Here is an 18,080-nt window from a genome sequence, read left to right as displayed (position 1 = left end):
AAATAACTATTTTAAGAGATAGAAAAGGAGTATGGATAAATGACTGAGACACAGGGATTGCGTATTGCAGTTGTGGGAGCAACTGGAGCAGTAGGACAACAAATGATTTCAACACTCGAACAAAGGGACTTACCGATAAAGAAAATCATCTTTTTATCATCGGCTCGTTCCGCTGGAATCAAACTTACGTTTAAGGGCGAGGAAATCGAAGTGCAGGAAGCAAAACCTGAAAGCTTTGAAGGCATCGATATCGCTTTATTCAGTGCTGGAGGAAGCGTGTCTAAGGAATTGGCTCCAGAAGCAGTGAAACGCGGTGCGATAGTAGTGGACAATACGAGCGCATTCCGCATGGATGAAAATGTTCCGCTAGTCGTTCCTGAAGTAAATGAAGAAGACTTGAAACAGCATAATGGGATCATTGCAAACCCGAATTGTTCAACTATCCAAATGGTTGTGGCATTAGAACCTATCCGCAAGGCATACGGTTTATCAAAAATTGTTGTTTCCACCTATCAGGCTGTCTCGGGTGCAGGTGCAGCAGCGATAAATGAATTAAAGGAACAGGCTCGCGACTTGCTTGATGAAAAAGAAATAGATCCGAAGATTTTACCGGTAAAAGGGGACGAAAAGCATTATCAAATCGCATTTAACGTCATTCCCCAAATCGATAAATTCCAAGATAACGGGTACACATTCGAAGAGATGAAAATGATTAATGAAACAAAGAAAATCATGCATATGCAAGATCTTCCAGTGGCTGCAACTTGCGTGAGGCTTCCTGTTGTAACAGGTCATTCGGAATCTGTATACATTGAAGTTGAAAAAGAAGGCATAGCGGCTTCCCAAATCAAAGATTTAATGCAAACGGCACCTGGAGTAGTGTTAGAAGATGAACCGGAACAACAAGTTTATCCTACGCCTGCTTCATCCGTCGGCAAGAATGATGTATTCGTCGGTCGGATTCGCAAAGATTTGGATGAAGATAAAGGCTTCCATTTATGGGTGGTTTCCGATAATCTATTAAAAGGAGCAGCTTGGAATTCCGTTCAAATTGCTGAGAGCCTTTTAAAATTAGGTTTGGTTACCGTTAAGTAATAATTTATTTTTAATGAACTAGATAAAAAATGAAATTCCAATAGGATAGAGAGTTTTTGTCAGCTTCCCGGATTGGGAAGCTGGCTTATATTTGGGGTGCATATTATGAAAATTATCGTCCAGAAGTACGGCGGGACATCCGTTCGCGATGAGGAAAGCCGTTCATTTGCCAAGGGGCATATTGAACATGCGCTTAAAGAAGGCTATAAAGTGGTGGTTGTGGTTTCAGCAATGGGAAGAAAAGGCGATCCTTATGCAACGGATACCTTGCTTTCCCTAGTAAATGGAGCGAAGGCCAGCCTTTCAAAACGGGAACAGGATTTACTTATGTCAGTTGGAGAAACGATATCATCAGTCGTATTTACGAACATGCTTTTGGAACATGGTATTGATGCGGTCGCTTATACTGGAGCCCAAGCGGGATTCTTGACGAATACCGACTATTCAAGTGCGAAAATTATCGAAATGAAATGCGACCGTCTGATGAAAGAGCTTGAGGTAAAGGATGTAGTCGTTGTAGCTGGTTTCCAGGGAGCGGCTAAAAACGGGGACATCACGACCATCGGCCGTGGTGGAAGTGATACTTCAGCCGCTGCACTAGGTGCCGCATTGCAAGCTGAACGGGTCGATATATTTACGGATGTGGATGGAATCATGACGGCAGATCCACGTATTGCCGATCAAGCTCGTCCATTATCAATCGTTTCATATACAGAAGTTTGCAATATGGCATATCAAGGTGCGAAGGTCATTCATCCGAGAGCTGTTGAAATTGCGATGCAGGCGAAAGTCCCGATCCGGATAAGATCAACATACAGCGAAGGTTTGGGGACCCTTGTTACAAGCATGAACAAGGGAAGCCAGGGCAGTGATATACGTGAAAGGCTCGTGACCGGGATTGCCCATGTACCGAAGATCACTCAAATCAAGGTCCGTGCGAAAAAAGATCAATATAATCTACAGGCAGAAGTTTTTAAAGCAATGGCCAATGCCTCTATTTCAGTGGACTTTATAAATATATATCCAAGCGGCGTAGTGTATACCGTTTCGGAAGAGATGACAGAACTTGCCCTCTCGATTTTGGCCGAGCTTGGTCATGAACCAGTCATTGAAAGAAATTGTGCCAAGGTTTCTGTAGTCGGTGCAGGAATAAATGGAGTGCCAGGCGTTGCAGCGAAGATTGTCACAGCGCTTTCCGAAAAGGAAATTGCCATTCTCCAGTCAGCGGATAGCCATACGACAATTTGGGTACTCGTAAAAGAGGAAGATTTAATAGAAGCTGTTAATTCCCTGCACTATGCATTTCAATTGCATGAAAGGGAAGTCCAATGATCTGGTTTTTTTATGAATAAAGGTTTTAAAAATTAAAGAGGTGTTAGATGATGATATTTGGTAGAGTATCAACCGCAATGGTCACCCCTTTCGATGGCAAGGGAAATGTCGATTTTCAAAAGACGACTTCATTGGTTAATTACTTATTAACGAATGGAACCGATTCGCTTGTGATTTCGGGAACGACAGGGGAATCTCCGACATTATCTTCGGAGGAAAAAATTGCGTTATTGCGTCATGTTTCAAAGGTTGTTGATAAACGTGTGCCCGTCATCATGGGTACAGGAAGCAACAATACGTATGCTTCCATCGAGTTGACAAAAAAAGCGGAACAAAATGGTGCCGATGCGATAATGCTGGTGGCCCCATATTATAGTAAAACGAATCAAGAAGGTCTGTACCAGCATTTTAAGGCAATCGCAGCTAGTACGACTCTCCCTGTCATGGTATATAATATCCCTGGGCGCGCTTCGATTAACATTGAACCGGAAACGATCATCAGCCTTTCAAAAATTCCTAATATCGTAGCCGTTAAGGAAGCGAGCGGGGATTTAAACGCCATGACCCAAATCATTGCCGGCACGGATGAAGATTTTGCGTTATATAGTGGGGATGACGCTTTAACACTCCCAGTATTGGCGATTGGGGGTGTGGGTGTAGTTTCGGTTGCTTCACATATTGCTGGTAATGAGTTGCAGAAAATAGTGGAGGCCTTCATCAGCGGGAATTTGAAAGAGGCAGCCAGGCTGCATCAGGAACTGTTGCCGCTTATAAAAGGTTTGTTTGCGGCACCAAGCCCTGCACCAGTCAAAACAGCGCTTCAGTTAAAAGGGATTGACGTTGGCTCGGTGAGACTTCCAATCGTGCCATTGACGGAACAGGAGCGCCTTGCATTAACCAAAGTATTAAATAAATAAAAAGACAAGGAACAAGCTGATCGTTGAAGATTGGCTTGTTTTTACATAATGATGTATATGAATGGGATATCCTTTCCGATTTCGGGATGAAAATATTTGAATTTTTTTTATTATCAATCGGAACTGGATAAAAGTACAAAGGATCTCTTACATAATAGGTTGTTTTTTTGAATGAAATGAAAAAGTCCCTTTGAAAATGGTAAGTGTTGTCATGTTTTTTGAACATCGGTTATAATGAATTCATTGGGAAATTATGAACGGGATTTTTTAAGGAGGATATTCGATTGGGTAAAGATAAAAATAATGGAATAAAAGTCATTTCTCTTGGAGGACAAGGGGAACTTGGTAAAAATATGTACGTCGTTGAGGTGAACGAGGACATCTATCTTCTTGATGCAGGATTAATGCTGCCAGAAGACGAAATGCTCGGAATCGATGCGGTTATCCCTGATATTTCTTACTTGATGGATAATAAGGAACGGGTGCAGGGGATTTTCATTACCCATGGTCATGAAGACCATATGGGAGCGCTTGCTTATGTCTTGAAATATTTACCGGCACCTGTTTATGGAACAAAGCTTACACTAGCTTTAATCAAAACGAAATTAAAAGAAGATGGCTTTAACGGCAGGGCAACATTCACTGAAATCGATTCTGATTCTCTTTTGAGTTTCCCTCAAGCAGCCGTGTCCTTTTTCCGGACAAACCATAGTATTCCCGATTCCGTCGGAGTCGTGATCCACACTCGTGAAGGTGCAATCGTTTATACTGGAGATTTCAAATTCGATCAAGCAGCAACAGATTTATATAAACCGGAAATCGGTAAAATGGCTAGTATCGGTGAAGAAGGTGTCCTATGCTTGCTTTCGGATAGTACCGGTGCCGAGAGGCCGGGTTATACGACATCGGAAGCCGTTGTGGCCAAAGATATTACAGAGGTTTTTCATGCAGCCTCCGGAAGGATCATCGTAGCGTGCTTCGCTTCGAACATCAACAGGATTCAACATGTTTTCAATGCTGCAACAGCAAGTCGCAGAAAAGTGGCAGTTGTAGGAAAAAGCCTGCAACGCGTTTATGAAACAGCCTTGAACCTTGGCTACTTAAAGGTCGAAGAAGAGCTGATAATCCCGATTAATGAAATTAGCAAGTATGACGACCGTGAAATCGTCGTGTTATCGACAGGTCATCAGGGAGAGCCCATTGCGGCACTTCAAAAAATGGCAAAACAGACCCACAAGCAGGTAACGATCAAAAAGGGAGACACAGTTTTGATCAGTGCATCTCCGCTACAGGGCGGCGAACTTATTTTATCCAAAACCGTCGATTTGCTTTACAGGGTAGGTGCTGAAGTAGTATCTGCAAATAAATATAAAGTGCACGTAACAGGGCATGGCAGCCAGGAAGAACTTAAAATGATGATTAATTTGATGAATCCAAAATTCTTGATCCCTGTCCATGGGGAATACCGCCATTTATATGCCCATCAAAAAGTTGGGGTTGCTGCGGGAATTGAACGTGAAAACATCATAATTGCCGAAAAAGGTGATGTCATCGAACTAAAGGGCAATAAAATGGGTCTTTCCGGCAAAGTCTCTGCGGGAAATATCTTGATAGATGGCAGCGGCGTTGGAGATGTGGGCAATATCGTCCTTCGTGATCGGCGCTTGTTATCCCAAGATGGCATTTTGATTGTGGTGGTCACGTTGAACCGTCAAGATAAAAGCATTGCAGCAGGACCTGAAATCATTTCAAGGGGGTTCGTATATGTTCGCGAATCTGAAAAAATGATTGGGGAAGCAACTGAAATAGTGAGTGAAATCGTAAAGAAAAATGGCTCGCGCCAACCTTTTGATTGGTCCACGCTGAAACAGGAAATGCGTGATGCGTTAAACCAATTCTTCTATGAAAAAACGAAACGCCGCCCAATGATTTTACCAATAATCATGGAATATTAAGTAAGGAACCCCTGGTTTAAACAGTCAGGGGTTCTTTTTTATGTGTCAAACCACTTTTATCTTGAAGAATGAAGTCAGAGACTCGAGACATAATAAAGCTATAGGCTTAAGAGAAAGGGGTTGGCATAGTGGATAATGCACCATTACCAAATGAAAATGAAGGCAAGCAGGAAGGTAAGAATTCAACTTTAATCGAAAAGATCCAGCAGCTGGGGGCTACTAATGTTCCGCAACTATCACAGGACTCAAAAATCCATTGTTTGACGATCATTGGACAAATTGAAGGACATATGCAGCTGCCGCCTCAAAATAAAACGACCAAATATGAACATGTTATTCCGCAAATTGTGGCAATTGAACAAAATCCCAATATAGAGGGACTGCTTGTTATTTTAAATACAGTCGGAGGAGATGTCGAAGCGGGACTGGCCATCGCAGAAATGCTGGCTTCCCTTTCAAAGCCATCCGTCTCGATTGTTCTTGGGGGCGGGCACTCGATCGGTGTTCCGATTGCGGTTTCGTGTGACCATAGCTATATAGCAGAAACAGCAACGATGACGATTCACCCCATTCGTTTGACAGGGCTAGTCATTGGCGTGCCTCAAACCTTTGAATACTTGGATAAAATGCAGGAAAGAGTCATTAAATTTGTTACGCGGCACTCCAACGTTACGGAAGAAAGTTTTAAGGATTTAATGTTTGCTAAAGGAAATTTAACCCGTGATATCGGCACGAATGTAATCGGGGCCGAGGCTGTTGAAATCGGTATGATCGATGATGTAGGTGGAGTTGGCCAGGCCATGAGAAAACTGAATAGCTTCATGGAAGAAAGAAGGCTAAAAAGTGCCGGGGAAGAGGAGGGGCTTCTGCAATGACGCTTTATACGATCGTTCCTGAAGAAATCATTTTCCCTCACCATCATGAGAAGACGGCAAATTTAATAGAGATGATCTATAATGGTGTACATGTAATGGTTGAACATGACGGCGGCCGCACGTTTCGCATCGATCGAATTGTAAGCACGGATCCTGAAGATTACATGAATGTACACATTCAGCCGGGGGCTGTCATAAATGTGTTCGAACAGATGAATCATATAGTAAAAACGACTAACTGAGGTAAATTATGATATACTGGAATGAAAATCAGCAGCCGCCTTGGCTGCTTTATTCATTATATGGGCAAAATGTTCGTCTAAATAATAAATGGTATATATATCAAGGACAGGTTCATCTATATTTGATATAATCAGTGAGCGAACATTTGTTTCGAGAAGGGAAATCATGTAGTGATGTTGAATAGGAAAGTTAGAATAGTTTCATGAAGAATCAGGTGATATGATGGCAAAGAAGAAACGAAGAAAAAAGAATAGTACAGAGAAGTTAAAACTAACGCTTAAATATGAATTGATCGGCCTCACTTTAATAGGTTTGGCCATCATCGCCATTGCCAAGCTTGGAGCAGTGGGAAACGGGACGGTCTTTTTAATCCGCTTCTTCATGGGGGAATGGTATATCCTCTTTTTGTTGGGAGCAATTGCAGCCGGCTTCTATTTGATGATAAAGAGGGAGGTCCCTTACCTGTTAAAACGGCAATTCGTAGGGATGTACTTTCTTGTCGCGAGCATGCTCCTGCTAAGTCATGTGACACTTTTTAACATGCTTGCAGATGGAGGACCGTTCACGAAGCCAAGCGTCATTTCTAATACATGGGAACTATTCTGGATGGAAGTGACCGGCAAGGCCAGCACAAAGGATCTTGGGGGCGGTATGATTGGAGCGATATTATTTGCAGCCTCATACTTTTTATTCGACGAAGCTGGTTCAAAAATCGTTTCATTCCTTTTTATCATTGTAGGTGCCGTCCTATTGACCGGGAAAACGTTAGGTGAAACCCTCGGGAAGTTTTTCATGGGTCTTGGCGGCTTTTTCAAAAAGCAATGGTCCGCATTCAGAGATGATATGAAAACATGGAATGACGACAAAAAGGAAAAGAAGAAGAATACCGTGAAAAAGAAGAAACGGGAAAACGATCCGGTGGAGGAAACCGATCAGCCCCTTCATCAAGAAGAGGAAACACAGCAAATGGCGACTGAACGGATCATTTCCAGTTTTGCTGATAAAGCGTATAGCGACGAAAACGAAATAATTCCCGTAACGACGGAACCTGCAGCTGAAAGTGCAGAGGAACAGGATGACGCCGTTCCGCCTATGAATTTTACGGAAGTGGAGAATAAAGAATATCTTTTACCGCCTCTTTCTTTGTTACTGCAGCCCAAAAAGACTGACCAAAGCGGTGAGTACCAATTGATCCATGAAAATGCGGCTAAACTTGAGCGCACCTTTCATAGCTTTGGAGTGAAAGCGAGGGTCACTCAAGTTCATTTAGGCCCAGCCGTAACCAAATATGAAGTCCATCCGGATGTAGGGGTGAAGGTAAGTAAAATTGTCAGCCTATCCGATGACTTGGCACTTGCACTTGCCGCAAAGGATATTAGGATTGAAGCTCCAATTCCCGGAAAATCGGCTATCGGTATTGAAGTGCCTAACTCCGAAGTGGCAATGGTGTCATTAAGGGAAGTTTTAGAGGCCAAAGAAGTTGACAAGCCTGACGCAAAACTGCAAATAGGCTTAGGACGGAATATTTCTGGTGAAGCGGTTAAGGCGGAGCTTAATAAAATGCCGCATTTACTAGTGGCTGGTGCCACCGGCAGCGGGAAATCCGTTTGTATCAACGGAATTATCACGAGTATTCTGATGCGGGCAAAACCGCATGAGGTGAAAATGATGATGATCGATCCAAAAATGGTGGAGTTGAATGTCTATAATGGAATTCCCCACTTGCTCGCACCTGTAGTGACCAATCCAAAGAAAGCAGCACAGGCTTTGCAAAAAGTGGTCAGTGAAATGGAAAGGCGCTACGAACTATTTTCCCATTCCGGCACCCGTAATATTGAAGGCTACAATGATTATATTAACCGGTATAACATTGAAGAAGATGCCAAACAACCGCTCTTGCCCTATATCGTAGTCATTGTCGATGAGCTGGCGGATTTGATGATGGTCGCCTCAAATGATGTAGAAGATGCCATCACACGGCTTGCACAAATGGCACGGGCTGCGGGCATCCACTTGATAATTGCCACACAGCGGCCATCCGTGGATGTAATTACAGGGGTCATTAAAGCTAACATCCCTTCTCGGATTGCTTTTAGTGTCTCATCAATGACCGACTCGAGAACGATCCTTGACATGGGCGGAGCCGAAAAACTGTTAGGCCGGGGTGACATGCTCTTCCTGCCTTCAGGAGCTTCAAAGCCGGTTCGCGTCCAAGGGGCCTTTTTATCCGACAATGAAGTCGAGGAAGTTGTCACATATGTCATTTCACAGCAAAAAGCACAATATAACGAAGAGATGATACCGGATGAAATTGCAGAAACTTCAAATGGTGAAGTCGAAGATGATTTATACGGGGAGGCCGTGTCCTTGATCGTAGAAATGCAGACTGCATCTGTTTCCATGCTGCAGCGCCGCTTCCGGATTGGCTATACGCGGGCAGCGAGATTGATTGATGAAATGGAAGCGAGGGGAATTGTCGGTCCGTATGAAGGCAGTAAACCACGGAATGTATTGGTCACTAAAGATGAACAGGATGAAGCGCATTCATCATAGGTAAAAAAAAACCGGGCAGCAGCCCGGTTTTTTAATTATTCATCGCCTCGTCTAAATGTTTATGGCAGAAGTCGGTAATCATCGCTTCTTCATCTTCTTCTAAATCGAATTCGAGTGCGACTTCATTACCTTTTTCAAAAATATCATATTTAATCAATTTGCCTATTTGTTCTTCCACTGCAAAAAGCACCCGGATATATAAACCATTTTCTGAAAAGAGCTCATCCTCTTCAGGCACTTCAATATCCAAGAACAACTCGTAACGTTCCCCGGACAAAATACCAAATGGATCATTCAATTTTTCGATCGTGTATTCTGTAATCTTTAACATCTTGTGTACATCCCTTCAAAGAAGATAAATCCTATTATACAGGAAAACATCATCTTGAACAGAGCGGCATTCATTTTGCATGTTCAAAATGAATTTTATCTGATTTAGGAGAATAATCGTACAAATTCCGCGTCCATATCTAGATTGAAAGACACAGGGTAGGGTAATTTTTCCTAAATTCTTTTAAAGTAAATAGTAAAACACTATTTATTTATATCAAAAAAAATGTTATATTATTTTCGATTAGTAGGAATGATTCAACATCAGAGGTCTGATGTCTTAAGAAATTAGCTGGGGGAAACTGTATGTCAATAAAATCAGATAGTCGACATTTATATTTGCAGGTCATTGATTACCTGAAGCAGGATATTGAAGCAGGAGTCTATCAGGAAAATGAAAAATTCCCTTCAGAATTCGATCTTGCAAAAAAATTGGGAGTGAGTAGGGCGACACTTCGAGAAGCGCTGCGAATTTTAGAAGAAGAAAACATCATCATTCGCCGCCATGGAGTTGGGACTTTCGTCAATCCGAAACCTCGGTTCACTTCAGGTATCGAGCAATTAAAAAGTGTCACGAACATGATTGAAGAGGCAGGAATGAATCCGGGTACGATTTTCTTAAGCTCGACGGCCCAAGAACCTACAGAAGAGGATATACGCAGGTTTTCTTGTTCGGCAGATGAACGCATCGTCATCATCGAGCGGGTAAGGACAGCGAATGGGGAGCCAGTTGTCTACTGCATTGACAAAATTCCTGAATCTATACTATCAGAAAATTTTGATCGTAATGATGAATCGCTTTTTGATATTTTGGAAAGAGATGCGCATCGGAAAATTACGCATGCCGTAGCGGAGATTGAGCCTATTGGATATCATGAGAAAGTTTCTCCTATCCTTAAATGCTCTCCAGAAGCCGCACTACTCGTTCTAAAGCAGATGCATCTGGATGATTGGGACCAGCCTATCCTGTATTCTGTTAACTACTTTAAAGCCAATATGTTCAGCTTTCATGTTCTTCGTAAACGTGTGTAGGCCTCTGCTCTGCATACGTGAATGCAAGCGTTTGTTTTGATTTTGTAAAAGGCAAATCAAACGTATGCAAAAAAAATTAACGAGAAGTGAAAACGCAAACATAAATGACTTTTCAGAACATTCCTGCTCAAAAAACTATGTAAATTAGGGGGATAAAAATTGAAAAAGCGCAAATTAGGTCTAGCTCTTTCACTTGTTCTTGCAGCCGGTACGCTACTAGGGGCATGTGGTAATTCAGAGAATGATGATAAAGAATCTTCAAATGGGAAAAACAAAGATAACTTCACAGTTGCGATGGTAACTGATACTGGCGGCGTGGATGACGAGTCGTTCAACCAATCCGCTTGGAAGGGCATTCAGGAATTCGGTAAGGATAACGGTCTGGAAAAAGGTAAAGATGGCTATAACTACCTGCAATCTAAATCTGATGCCGATTACGCTAAAAACTTGAATACGCTTGTACGTGAAGATTACCAACTAATCTATGGCATCGGTTTTCTTTTAGCTGAATCTGTTGGTGAAGTGGCTGACCAACGTCCGGATTCACACTTTGCTATCGTGGATACCGTTGTTGATAAAAAGAACGTAGCCAGCATTAATTTTAAAGAGCAGCAAGGTTCATTCCTTGTAGGTGTAATTGCCGGGTTGCAAACGAAAACAAACAAGGTCGGTTTTATCGGCGGAGTTGAATCTGAATTAATCAAGAAATTCGAAGTTGGCTTTAAGGCTGGGGTTTTATCTGTAAATCCTGATGCGAAAGTTGAAGTTAAATATGCCGGAGATTTCAATAAAGCTGATATCGGTAAATCCACTGCAGGCTCCATGTATTCTTCTGGTATCGATATCATTTACCATGCTGCTGGAGGAACTGGAAAAGGTGTATTCACTGAAGCTGTTGAGCAAAAGCAAAAAGATCCTAAGAGAGAAATCTATGTTATCGGTGTAGACAGCGACCAAGCTAAATTAGGGGCAGTTCCGGGAACTGATGACAATATCACACTGACTTCCATGCTAAAACGTGTTGACGTAGCAGTTAAAGACCTTTCCGAGAAAGCGAAAGAAGGAAACTTCCCAGGCGGAGAAGTAATTGAGTACGGTATCGAAGAAAATGGTGTAGGCATTTCCGATACAAAAGATAACGTAACAGAAGAATCTTTAAAAGCGGTCGAAGAGTGGACAGAAAAAATTAAATCAGGTGAATTCGTAGTTCCGGGAACGGATGAAGAATTCGAAAAACTTGGTTTATAAACTGTAATGCCAGAAAGAATAGGGAGGCAGACTTGCCCTCTATTCTTTCTTTTCCCAACTGAAAAATATCGAATGAAAAACTATGAATAGAATTGTAGTTTTTCATTTGATTTTTTTTAAAATCATTAAGTTAATAGCAGCAAATAAATGAATCAAGAATGTTTACACTCATTTTAGGAGTTGATAATACGTGGAATATGTAATTGAGATGCTCAATATCCGTAAGGAATTCCCCGGCATCGTCGCAAATGATAACGTTACCCTTCAGGTTAAAAAAGGGGAGATTCACGCATTATTAGGTGAAAATGGCGCGGGTAAATCCACTTTGATGAATGTTTTATTCGGCTTATATCAGCCTGAACAGGGAGAAATTCGTGTGAATGGCAAGCCAGTCAAGATTACCAGTCCTAACATTGCCAATGATTTAGGGATTGGGATGGTCCATCAGCATTTTATGCTCGTTGACCCTTTTACAGTAACGGAAAATATCATTTTAGGAAAAGAACCATCAAAAGCGGGTAAGATCGATTTGAAAGAAGCCAGCGAGGAAGTTAGGAAACTATCAGAACAATATCAGCTTCGTGTTGACCCCTACGCAAAAATTGCCGATATTTCAATAGGGATGCAGCAGCGTGTCGAGATTCTTAAAACGCTTTACCGTGGTGCGGAGATATTGATTTTTGATGAACCGACCGCTGTATTGACTCCTCAAGAAATCAAGGAATTGATATTTATTATGAAAGCCCTTATCAAAGAAGGGAAATCTATCATTTTAATTACACACAAACTTAAGGAAATCATGGAGGTTTGTGACCGGGTAACGGTTATACGCAAAGGGCAAGGAATCGGTACAGTGAATGTTAACGAAACGAATCCCAATGAATTGGCCAGCTTAATGGTCGGTAGGGAAGTTCTATTCAAGACGGAAAAAACGGCAGCTACGCCTTCTGATGTAGTTCTTGAGGTTCTGGAATTGGAAGTCAAGGATTCCCGTGGCGTTTCAGCTGTTCGGAATTTGGATTTAACTGTCCGTGCAGGAGAAATCGTCGGTATTGCTGGTGTAGATGGGAATGGCCAATCCGAACTAATTGAAGCATTGGCTGGCCTAAGGAAGACAACAGCAGGTTCGATAAAGCTAAATGGAAAAGAGATCAGGAATCTTAAGCCGCGTAAAATCACTGAAGCAGGTGTCGGCCATATTCCAGAAGACAGACATAAGCATGGTTTGGTACTCGATTACAGCATTGGGGAAAATATTGTCTTGCAAACCTACTATCAAAAGCCCTTTTCAAAAGCCGGTATCCTGAACTCAAAGAAAATATTCGAAAAAGCCCGTTCATTGATCAAAAGTTACGATGTCCGCACCCCGAGTGAATATACCCCGGCAAGGGCGCTTTCTGGAGGAAACCAGCAAAAAGCGATCATCGGCCGGGAAGTTGATAGGAACCCGGATTTATTGATTGCCGCACAGCCAACACGCGGCCTTGATGTCGGAGCGATCGAGTTTATCCATAAACGTCTAATTGAACAGCGTGATGCAGGAAAAGCGGTACTTCTCATATCATTTGAATTGGAAGAAATCATGAATGTGAGCGATAGAATTGCCGTTATATATGAAGGGGAAATCGTCGCAATCGTCGATCCGAAAGAAACGACTGAACAGGAGCTTGGCCTTCTTATGGCCGGCAGTAAACGGACGGAAGCAGGTGGAAAACAACATGTCTAAGTATTTATCTAAATTAACGAGTCCGTTAATAGCAGTTATCCTCGGCTTAGCCGTTGGGGCCATTATCATGTTAGTAAGCGGCTATGACCCAGTTGCCGGCTATGGCTCCATGATAAATGGAATTATTGGGGATTCTTATTATGTAGGGGAATCAGTCAGGACAATCATCCCTTATATCCTTGCTGGTTTGGCAGTGGCTTTTGCTTTCCGTACGGGCCTATTCAATATCGGGGTGGAAGGGCAATTAATTGTAGGCTGGCTGGCGGCAGTTTGGGTCGGAATTGCTTTTGATCTTCCAAGGATCATCCATTTGCCGTTTGCCATCTTGGCTGGTGCAGCTGCTGGCGCGTTGTGGGCATTTATCCCTGGTTATTTAAAAGCTAAGTTCCGCGTACATGAAGTAATCGTTTCTATCATGTTGAATTATACTGCTTTATATGTGACGAATTATTTAATTAGGAATGTAATGACTGACAAACTGGATAAAACAGAAAGAATTGCTGATACAGCATCACTGCGGTCTCCTTTTTTCGAAAGCATTACGGATTTTTCCCGGATGCATTGGGGAATAGTTGTTGCGATTATTTGCGTGATCATCATGTGGTTCCTTCTTGAAAGGACAAAAACGGGCTTTGAACTGAAAGCGGTAGGTTTTAATCAGCATGCGTCCGAATATGCAGGGATGAGTGTAAATAAGAACATCATACTCTCCATGGTTATTTCAGGTGCGTTTGCAGGGCTTGCGGGTGCGATGGAAGGCCTTGGAACTTTCGGTTATGCTGCAGTCAAAGGCGGGTTCACAGGTATGGGCTTTGACGGGATTGCAGTAGCCTTACTGGGAGCGAATACGGCTATTGGTGTTGTGCTGGCAGCCTTATTATTTGGGGGACTGAAAGCAGGTGCCTTAAATATGCCGCTAGAAACCGGCATACCAAGTGAAATTGTAGATATTGTCATAGCGTTGATCATTTTCTTCGTCGCATCCAGTTATTTTATTCGTTGGATTGCCGCTCGATTTAAGAAAGGGGTGAAATAAGTGGATTTTTACCAAGTATTACAAATTATTATTCCATCTATGATTGCTCTAGCTGCTCCACTTATTTTTACTTCACTCGGAGGAGTGTTTTCTGAACGGGCAGGTGTCATAAACATCGGTTTAGAAGGATTGATGGTCATTGGTGCCTTTACAGGGATTGTTTTTAACTTAATGTTTGCTGATGTATTTGGGGAATGGACTCCTTGGCTTGCAGTTTTAGCGGCAATGATTGCCGGCTTGCTGTTTTCCATTCTGCATGCTGTGGCATGCATTACGTTCAGGGCGGACCAAACGGTCAGTGGGGTCGCCATCAACTTGTTGGCAGTTGGGCTGACCATGTTTTTGGTGAAGCTGATTTTTGACAAAGGTCAAACCGATAGAATCACAGAAACATTCCCAAGGATTGATGTTCCGTTACTAAGCGATATCCCATTTATAGGTCCCATCTTTTTCGCAAATGGTTACTATATCGTATATATAGCGATCCTAATATCCTTTGTCGTTTGGTATGTACTTTATAAGACACCATTCGGGTTAAGGGTCCGTGCAGTGGGTGAGCATCCGATGGCTGCTGACACGATGGGCGTCAATGTTACGAAAATCCGCTATGCCGCCGTTTTATTATCTGGTGCTTTTGGCGGTATCGGCGGAGCGATTTATGCCACCATCTTTTCGAATGAATTCAATCATGCGACAATTAATGGTCAAGGTTTCATGGCCATTGCCGCCATGATTTTTGGTAAGTGGCACCCAATCGGGGCGATGGGCGCAGCGTTATTCTTTGGTTTGGCTCAAAGTTTAAGTATCGTTGGCTCGAGCCTTCCCTTCTTCAAGGATATTCCGTCGGTTTACCTCTTGATCGCTCCTTATGTTTTGACGATCATTGCACTTACTGGTTTCATTGGACGTGCAGATGCTCCGAAGGCATCCGGACAGCCATACATCAAAGGGAAAAGATAAATTTTTTAACCGGTCAGCAAAACTTTGCTGGCCGTTTTCTTTTAAGATCGAGCCATAAGTGAAGGTGGGCTGGTGAAATCTAAAAAAAGTAGTTGTGACTTGCATGATTTTTCCTTTCACATGTATATTTTAAGTAGATGTTTAAAAGGGTTCCAATCTACAAACAATAAGCTAATAATGGTGATTTATATAATGAGGAGGATTATTCATGTCTATTGCTTCCGATACAATTACGGAAAAAAGCGGCTACAAGCTTCATGTGGTCCAGACGGATAAATATAAAACCAATACTCTCGTGCTGAAGATGAAAGCCCCGTTGACAAAAGAGGACGTTACATATCGTGCATTGCTGCCATATGTGTTACAAAGTAATACAAGTAAATACCCTACTACACCCGAGCTTCGATCTTATCTTGATGATTTGTATGGAGCAGGGTTTTATGTCGATGTAGCTAAAAAAGGAGAATATCAAATCATAAGTTTTACGATTGATATCGTAAATGAAAAGTTCCTTAGTGATTCAACCCCGCTTCTCGAAAAGGCTTTTGGGTTATTATCAGAAGTGATCTTTAATCCGAAGAAGAACGGCGAAGCCTTTGACTCTAAAACGGTTTCAAATGAAATCCGTTCTTTGAAACAGCGGATTCAATCCATTTCCGATGACAAGATGCGATATTCAGCAACACGCCTTGTAGAGGAAATGTGCAAAAACGAGCCATATGCTTTAGAAGCGAGCGGCAATCTTCAAGACTTGGAAACGATAACTCCAGAATCCCTTTACGCCTATTATAAAAAGGTGCTGACGGAGGATGAAATCGATTTATATGTAATCGGTGACATTGATGAATCGGAAGTGGAGGCTCTTGCTGACAAGTATGTGTCATTGCAAGAACGAGTGCCTGTGAGACTGCCAAGTAAGCCGGGCAAGGTAGTGGAGAAGGAAAAAGAAATCATTGAAAATGCGGATGTGAAACAAGGTAAATTGAATATCGGTTACCGAACCCAAGTTGCATACGGTGATCCGGATTATTATGCTCTTCAGCTATTCAATGGGATTTTTGGTGGCTTTTCACATTCGAAACTTTTCATTAATGTCAGGGAGAAAGCCAGCCTTGCTTATTATGCAGCTTCAAGGCTCGAAAGTCATAAAGGACTTTTAATGGTCATGGCAGGCATTGAGAATGCCAACTACAAGCAGGCATTGGATATCATCCATGCACAAATGAAGGAAATGAAGCAAGGGAACTTTTCCGAAGAAGAACTGTCACAGACGAAGGCGGTCGTTAAGAACCAACTCCTTGAAACCATTGACGTTTCGAGAGGGCTTGTGGAAATTTTATATCATAATGTGGTTTCCGGGCAGGATATATCACTCGACGATTGGTTTGCAAAAACAGAGCAGACGACAAAGGAAGAAATCATAGCCGTCGGTCAAAAGATTCAGCTTGATACGATTTATTTCCTAACGGAAGCGGAGGTGCAAGGGTAATGGAAAAAATAGCATTCACTCAATTGAAAGAAGAACTTTTCCATGAAAAAATGGATAATGGTCTCGAAGTATATATTCTTCCAAAAAGTGGGTTCAATAAATCATTTGCGACTTTCACGACGAATTATGGTTCAATTGACAATCATTTCAAACCATTGAATGGAACGGAATTCTCTAAAGTACCTGATGGGATCGCCCATTTTCTTGAACATAAACTCTTTGAAAAGGAAGATGGTGATGTCTTTCAGCAATTTTCAAAGCAGGGAGCATCTGCAAATGCCTTTACTTCTTTCACCCGTACGGCATATTTATTTTCCAGCACGTCCGATTTCGACAGGAATCTAACAACTTTAATTGACTTTGTCCAAGATCCTTACTTTTCGGAAAAGACGGTAGAGAAGGAAAAAGGAATCATTGGGCAGGAAATCAATATGTATGACGATAATTCAGACTGGCGATTATATTTCGGGACGATAGCCAATATGTATCATCAACATCCAGTGCAAATCGATATTGCCGGTACTGTGGAATCCATTGCGGATATTACGAAGGATATGCTTTACGAATGTTATAATACGTTTTACCATCCTAGCAACATGCTCCTATTCGTTGTAGGACCGGTGGATGTCGAAAGCACCATGAAACTGATTCGGGATAATCAAAATAATAAAGGGTACAACGAACAACCTGCAGTGGAACGTAAATTCGACGAAGAGCCGGAAAACGTTGCCAAGGATAAGGAAGTCTTAAGGATGAATGTCCAGACACCAAAAGTGATGCTGGGCATCAAGGCCACCAATGTGCATCAATCCGGTTTACAGCTTTTGAAAAGGGAACTGGCGACCAATATTTATTTGGAAATGCTGTTTGGCAAGAGTTCACCTTTGCATGAGGAGCTATATGAGGAAGGGTTGATCGATCAAAGCTTTTCTTATGATTATACACAGGAACAAGGTTTTGGGTTTGCGTTAATTGGCGGGGACAGTGCCAAACCTGATGAGTTGACGGAGTCTTTATTTGGTATCCTGCAAAAATCAAAAACCGGCACTGGCCTGAATGAAGAAAGCCTGCAAAGGACAATCAAGAAAAAAATCGGTTCTTTCCTTCGTTCCCTCAACTCGCCGGAATATATAGCGAATCAATTCACCAGATATGCATTCAATGATATGAACTTGTTCGATGTTGTATCGGTATTGGAAAAACTAACGATCGAAGATATCAGGGAGGTCGCCGAGGACTTAATATCCGATCAACGGATGACTGTCTGCCAGGTACTTCCTAAATAATAT

Annotated in this window: 15 protein-coding genes; 14 read left to right on the top strand and 1 reads right to left on the bottom strand. The window is 42.2% G+C overall.

Going from position 1 to position 18,080, the window contains the following annotated elements; all coding sequences use genetic code 11:
* The first annotated feature begins 39 nt into the window (after positions 1-39).
* From asd to ACQKNS_RS04435, 7 genes are all read left to right on the top strand, one after another.
* Positions 40-1,095, top strand: a complete 1,056-nt coding sequence (gene asd, locus ACQKNS_RS04465) for an aspartate-semialdehyde dehydrogenase (RefSeq protein ID WP_427641382.1) — start codon at positions 40-42, stop codon at positions 1,093-1,095.
* A 105-nt stretch (positions 1,096-1,200) separates the two neighbouring features.
* The gene (dapG, locus tag ACQKNS_RS04460; protein WP_427641381.1) at positions 1,201-2,427 is read left to right on the top strand and encodes an aspartate kinase; all 1,227 of its coding nucleotides are present in this window, start codon (positions 1,201-1,203) and stop codon (positions 2,425-2,427) included.
* A 47-nt stretch (positions 2,428-2,474) separates the two neighbouring features.
* Positions 2,475-3,344 carry a 4-hydroxy-tetrahydrodipicolinate synthase gene (gene dapA, locus ACQKNS_RS04455; protein ID WP_427641380.1) on the top strand — a complete coding sequence of 290 codons (870 nt, stop codon included), beginning with the start codon at positions 2,475-2,477 and terminating at the stop codon, positions 3,342-3,344.
* A 284-nt stretch (positions 3,345-3,628) separates the two neighbouring features.
* Complete coding sequence (locus ACQKNS_RS04450) at positions 3,629-5,299, top strand: ribonuclease J (protein WP_427641379.1); 1,671 nt, start codon at positions 3,629-3,631, stop codon at positions 5,297-5,299.
* 125 nt (positions 5,300-5,424) lie between these two features.
* Positions 5,425-6,174, top strand: a complete 750-nt coding sequence (locus tag ACQKNS_RS04445) for a ClpP family protease (RefSeq protein ID WP_427642130.1) — start codon at positions 5,425-5,427, stop codon at positions 6,172-6,174.
* Positions 6,171-6,416 (top strand): YlzJ-like family protein, encoded by a 246-nt coding sequence (locus ACQKNS_RS04440; protein WP_427641378.1) that lies wholly within the window; start codon positions 6,171-6,173, stop codon positions 6,414-6,416. Before ACQKNS_RS04445 ends, ACQKNS_RS04440 begins: the two co-directional genes overlap by 4 nt.
* A gap of 223 nt (positions 6,417-6,639) precedes the next feature.
* Positions 6,640-8,970: a DNA translocase FtsK gene (locus ACQKNS_RS04435; RefSeq protein ID WP_427641377.1), complete on the top strand. Its 2,331-nt coding sequence runs from the start codon at positions 6,640-6,642 to the stop codon at positions 8,968-8,970.
* Positions 8,971-9,001: 31 nt separating this feature from the next.
* Here the strand turns inward: ACQKNS_RS04435 and ACQKNS_RS04430 are convergent, their stop codons facing one another.
* On the bottom strand, positions 9,002-9,301 hold the full coding sequence (locus tag ACQKNS_RS04430) for a DUF6509 family protein (RefSeq protein ID WP_427641376.1): 300 nt from the start codon (positions 9,299-9,301) through the stop codon (positions 9,002-9,004).
* A gap of 305 nt (positions 9,302-9,606) precedes the next feature.
* On the opposite strand from ACQKNS_RS04430, the gene ACQKNS_RS04425 reads away from it, so the two are divergent.
* The 7 genes from ACQKNS_RS04425 to yfmH all read left to right on the top strand — a co-directional run bounded on the left by ACQKNS_RS04425 (position 9,607) and on the right by yfmH (position 18,077).
* The gene (locus tag ACQKNS_RS04425; RefSeq protein ID WP_427641375.1) at positions 9,607-10,332 is read left to right on the top strand and encodes a GntR family transcriptional regulator; all 726 of its coding nucleotides are present in this window, start codon (positions 9,607-9,609) and stop codon (positions 10,330-10,332) included.
* A gap of 159 nt (positions 10,333-10,491) precedes the next feature.
* Positions 10,492-11,580, top strand: a complete 1,089-nt coding sequence (locus tag ACQKNS_RS04420) for a BMP family lipoprotein (protein ID WP_427641374.1) — start codon at positions 10,492-10,494, stop codon at positions 11,578-11,580.
* 190 nt (positions 11,581-11,770) lie between these two features.
* Entirely contained in the window at positions 11,771-13,306 is a 1,536-nt protein-coding gene (locus ACQKNS_RS04415) for an ABC transporter ATP-binding protein (protein ID WP_427641373.1), read from the top strand.
* On the top strand, positions 13,299-14,342 hold the full coding sequence (locus ACQKNS_RS04410) for an ABC transporter permease (RefSeq protein ID WP_427641372.1): 1,044 nt from the start codon (positions 13,299-13,301) through the stop codon (positions 14,340-14,342). The genes ACQKNS_RS04415 and ACQKNS_RS04410 overlap by 8 nt, the downstream gene beginning before the upstream one ends.
* Positions 14,343-15,302 (top strand): ABC transporter permease, encoded by a 960-nt coding sequence (locus ACQKNS_RS04405; protein WP_342604873.1) that lies wholly within the window; start codon positions 14,343-14,345, stop codon positions 15,300-15,302. It abuts the gene before it with no gap.
* 208 nt (positions 15,303-15,510) lie between these two features.
* Positions 15,511-16,791: an EF-P 5-aminopentanol modification-associated protein YfmF gene (gene yfmF, locus ACQKNS_RS04400; RefSeq protein WP_427641371.1), complete on the top strand. Its 1,281-nt coding sequence runs from the start codon at positions 15,511-15,513 to the stop codon at positions 16,789-16,791.
* Positions 16,791-18,077 (top strand): EF-P 5-aminopentanol modification-associated protein YfmH, encoded by a 1,287-nt coding sequence (yfmH, locus tag ACQKNS_RS04395; RefSeq protein WP_427641370.1) that lies wholly within the window; start codon positions 16,791-16,793, stop codon positions 18,075-18,077. The genes yfmF and yfmH overlap by 1 nt, the downstream gene beginning before the upstream one ends.
* The last annotated feature ends 3 nt before the right edge of the window (positions 18,078-18,080 follow it).

Source organism: Peribacillus sp. NPDC094092 (genome assembly GCF_050279365.1).
Taxonomy (GTDB): Bacteria; Bacillota; Bacilli; order Bacillales; family DSM-1321; genus Peribacillus.
Note: the sequence above shows the minus strand (reverse complement) of the source record. Positions and strands in the feature narration are given on the sequence as shown.

Bases quoted from the DNA above. Each gene is read 5' to 3' on its own strand.
- asd (WP_427641382.1), top strand. From the start codon at position 40: ATGACTGAGACACAGGGATTGCGTATTGCAGTTGTGGGAGCAACTGGA.
- dapG (WP_427641381.1), top strand. From the start codon at position 1,201: ATGAAAATTATCGTCCAGAAGTACGGCGGGACATCCGTTCGCGATGAG.
- dapA (WP_427641380.1), top strand. From the start codon at position 2,475: ATGATGATATTTGGTAGAGTATCAACCGCAATGGTCACCCCTTTCGAT.
- ACQKNS_RS04440 (WP_427641378.1), top strand. From the start codon at position 6,171: ATGACGCTTTATACGATCGTTCCTGAAGAAATCATTTTCCCTCACCAT.
- ACQKNS_RS04435 (WP_427641377.1), top strand. From the start codon at position 6,640: ATGGCAAAGAAGAAACGAAGAAAAAAGAATAGTACAGAGAAGTTAAAA.
- ACQKNS_RS04430 (WP_427641376.1), bottom strand. From the start codon at position 9,301: ATGTTAAAGATTACAGAATACACGATCGAAAAATTGAATGATCCATTT.
- ACQKNS_RS04425 (WP_427641375.1), top strand. From the start codon at position 9,607: ATGTCAATAAAATCAGATAGTCGACATTTATATTTGCAGGTCATTGAT.
- ACQKNS_RS04410 (WP_427641372.1), top strand. From the start codon at position 13,299: ATGTCTAAGTATTTATCTAAATTAACGAGTCCGTTAATAGCAGTTATC.
- yfmF (WP_427641371.1), top strand. From the start codon at position 15,511: ATGTCTATTGCTTCCGATACAATTACGGAAAAAAGCGGCTACAAGCTT.
- yfmH (WP_427641370.1), top strand. From the start codon at position 16,791: ATGGAAAAAATAGCATTCACTCAATTGAAAGAAGAACTTTTCCATGAA.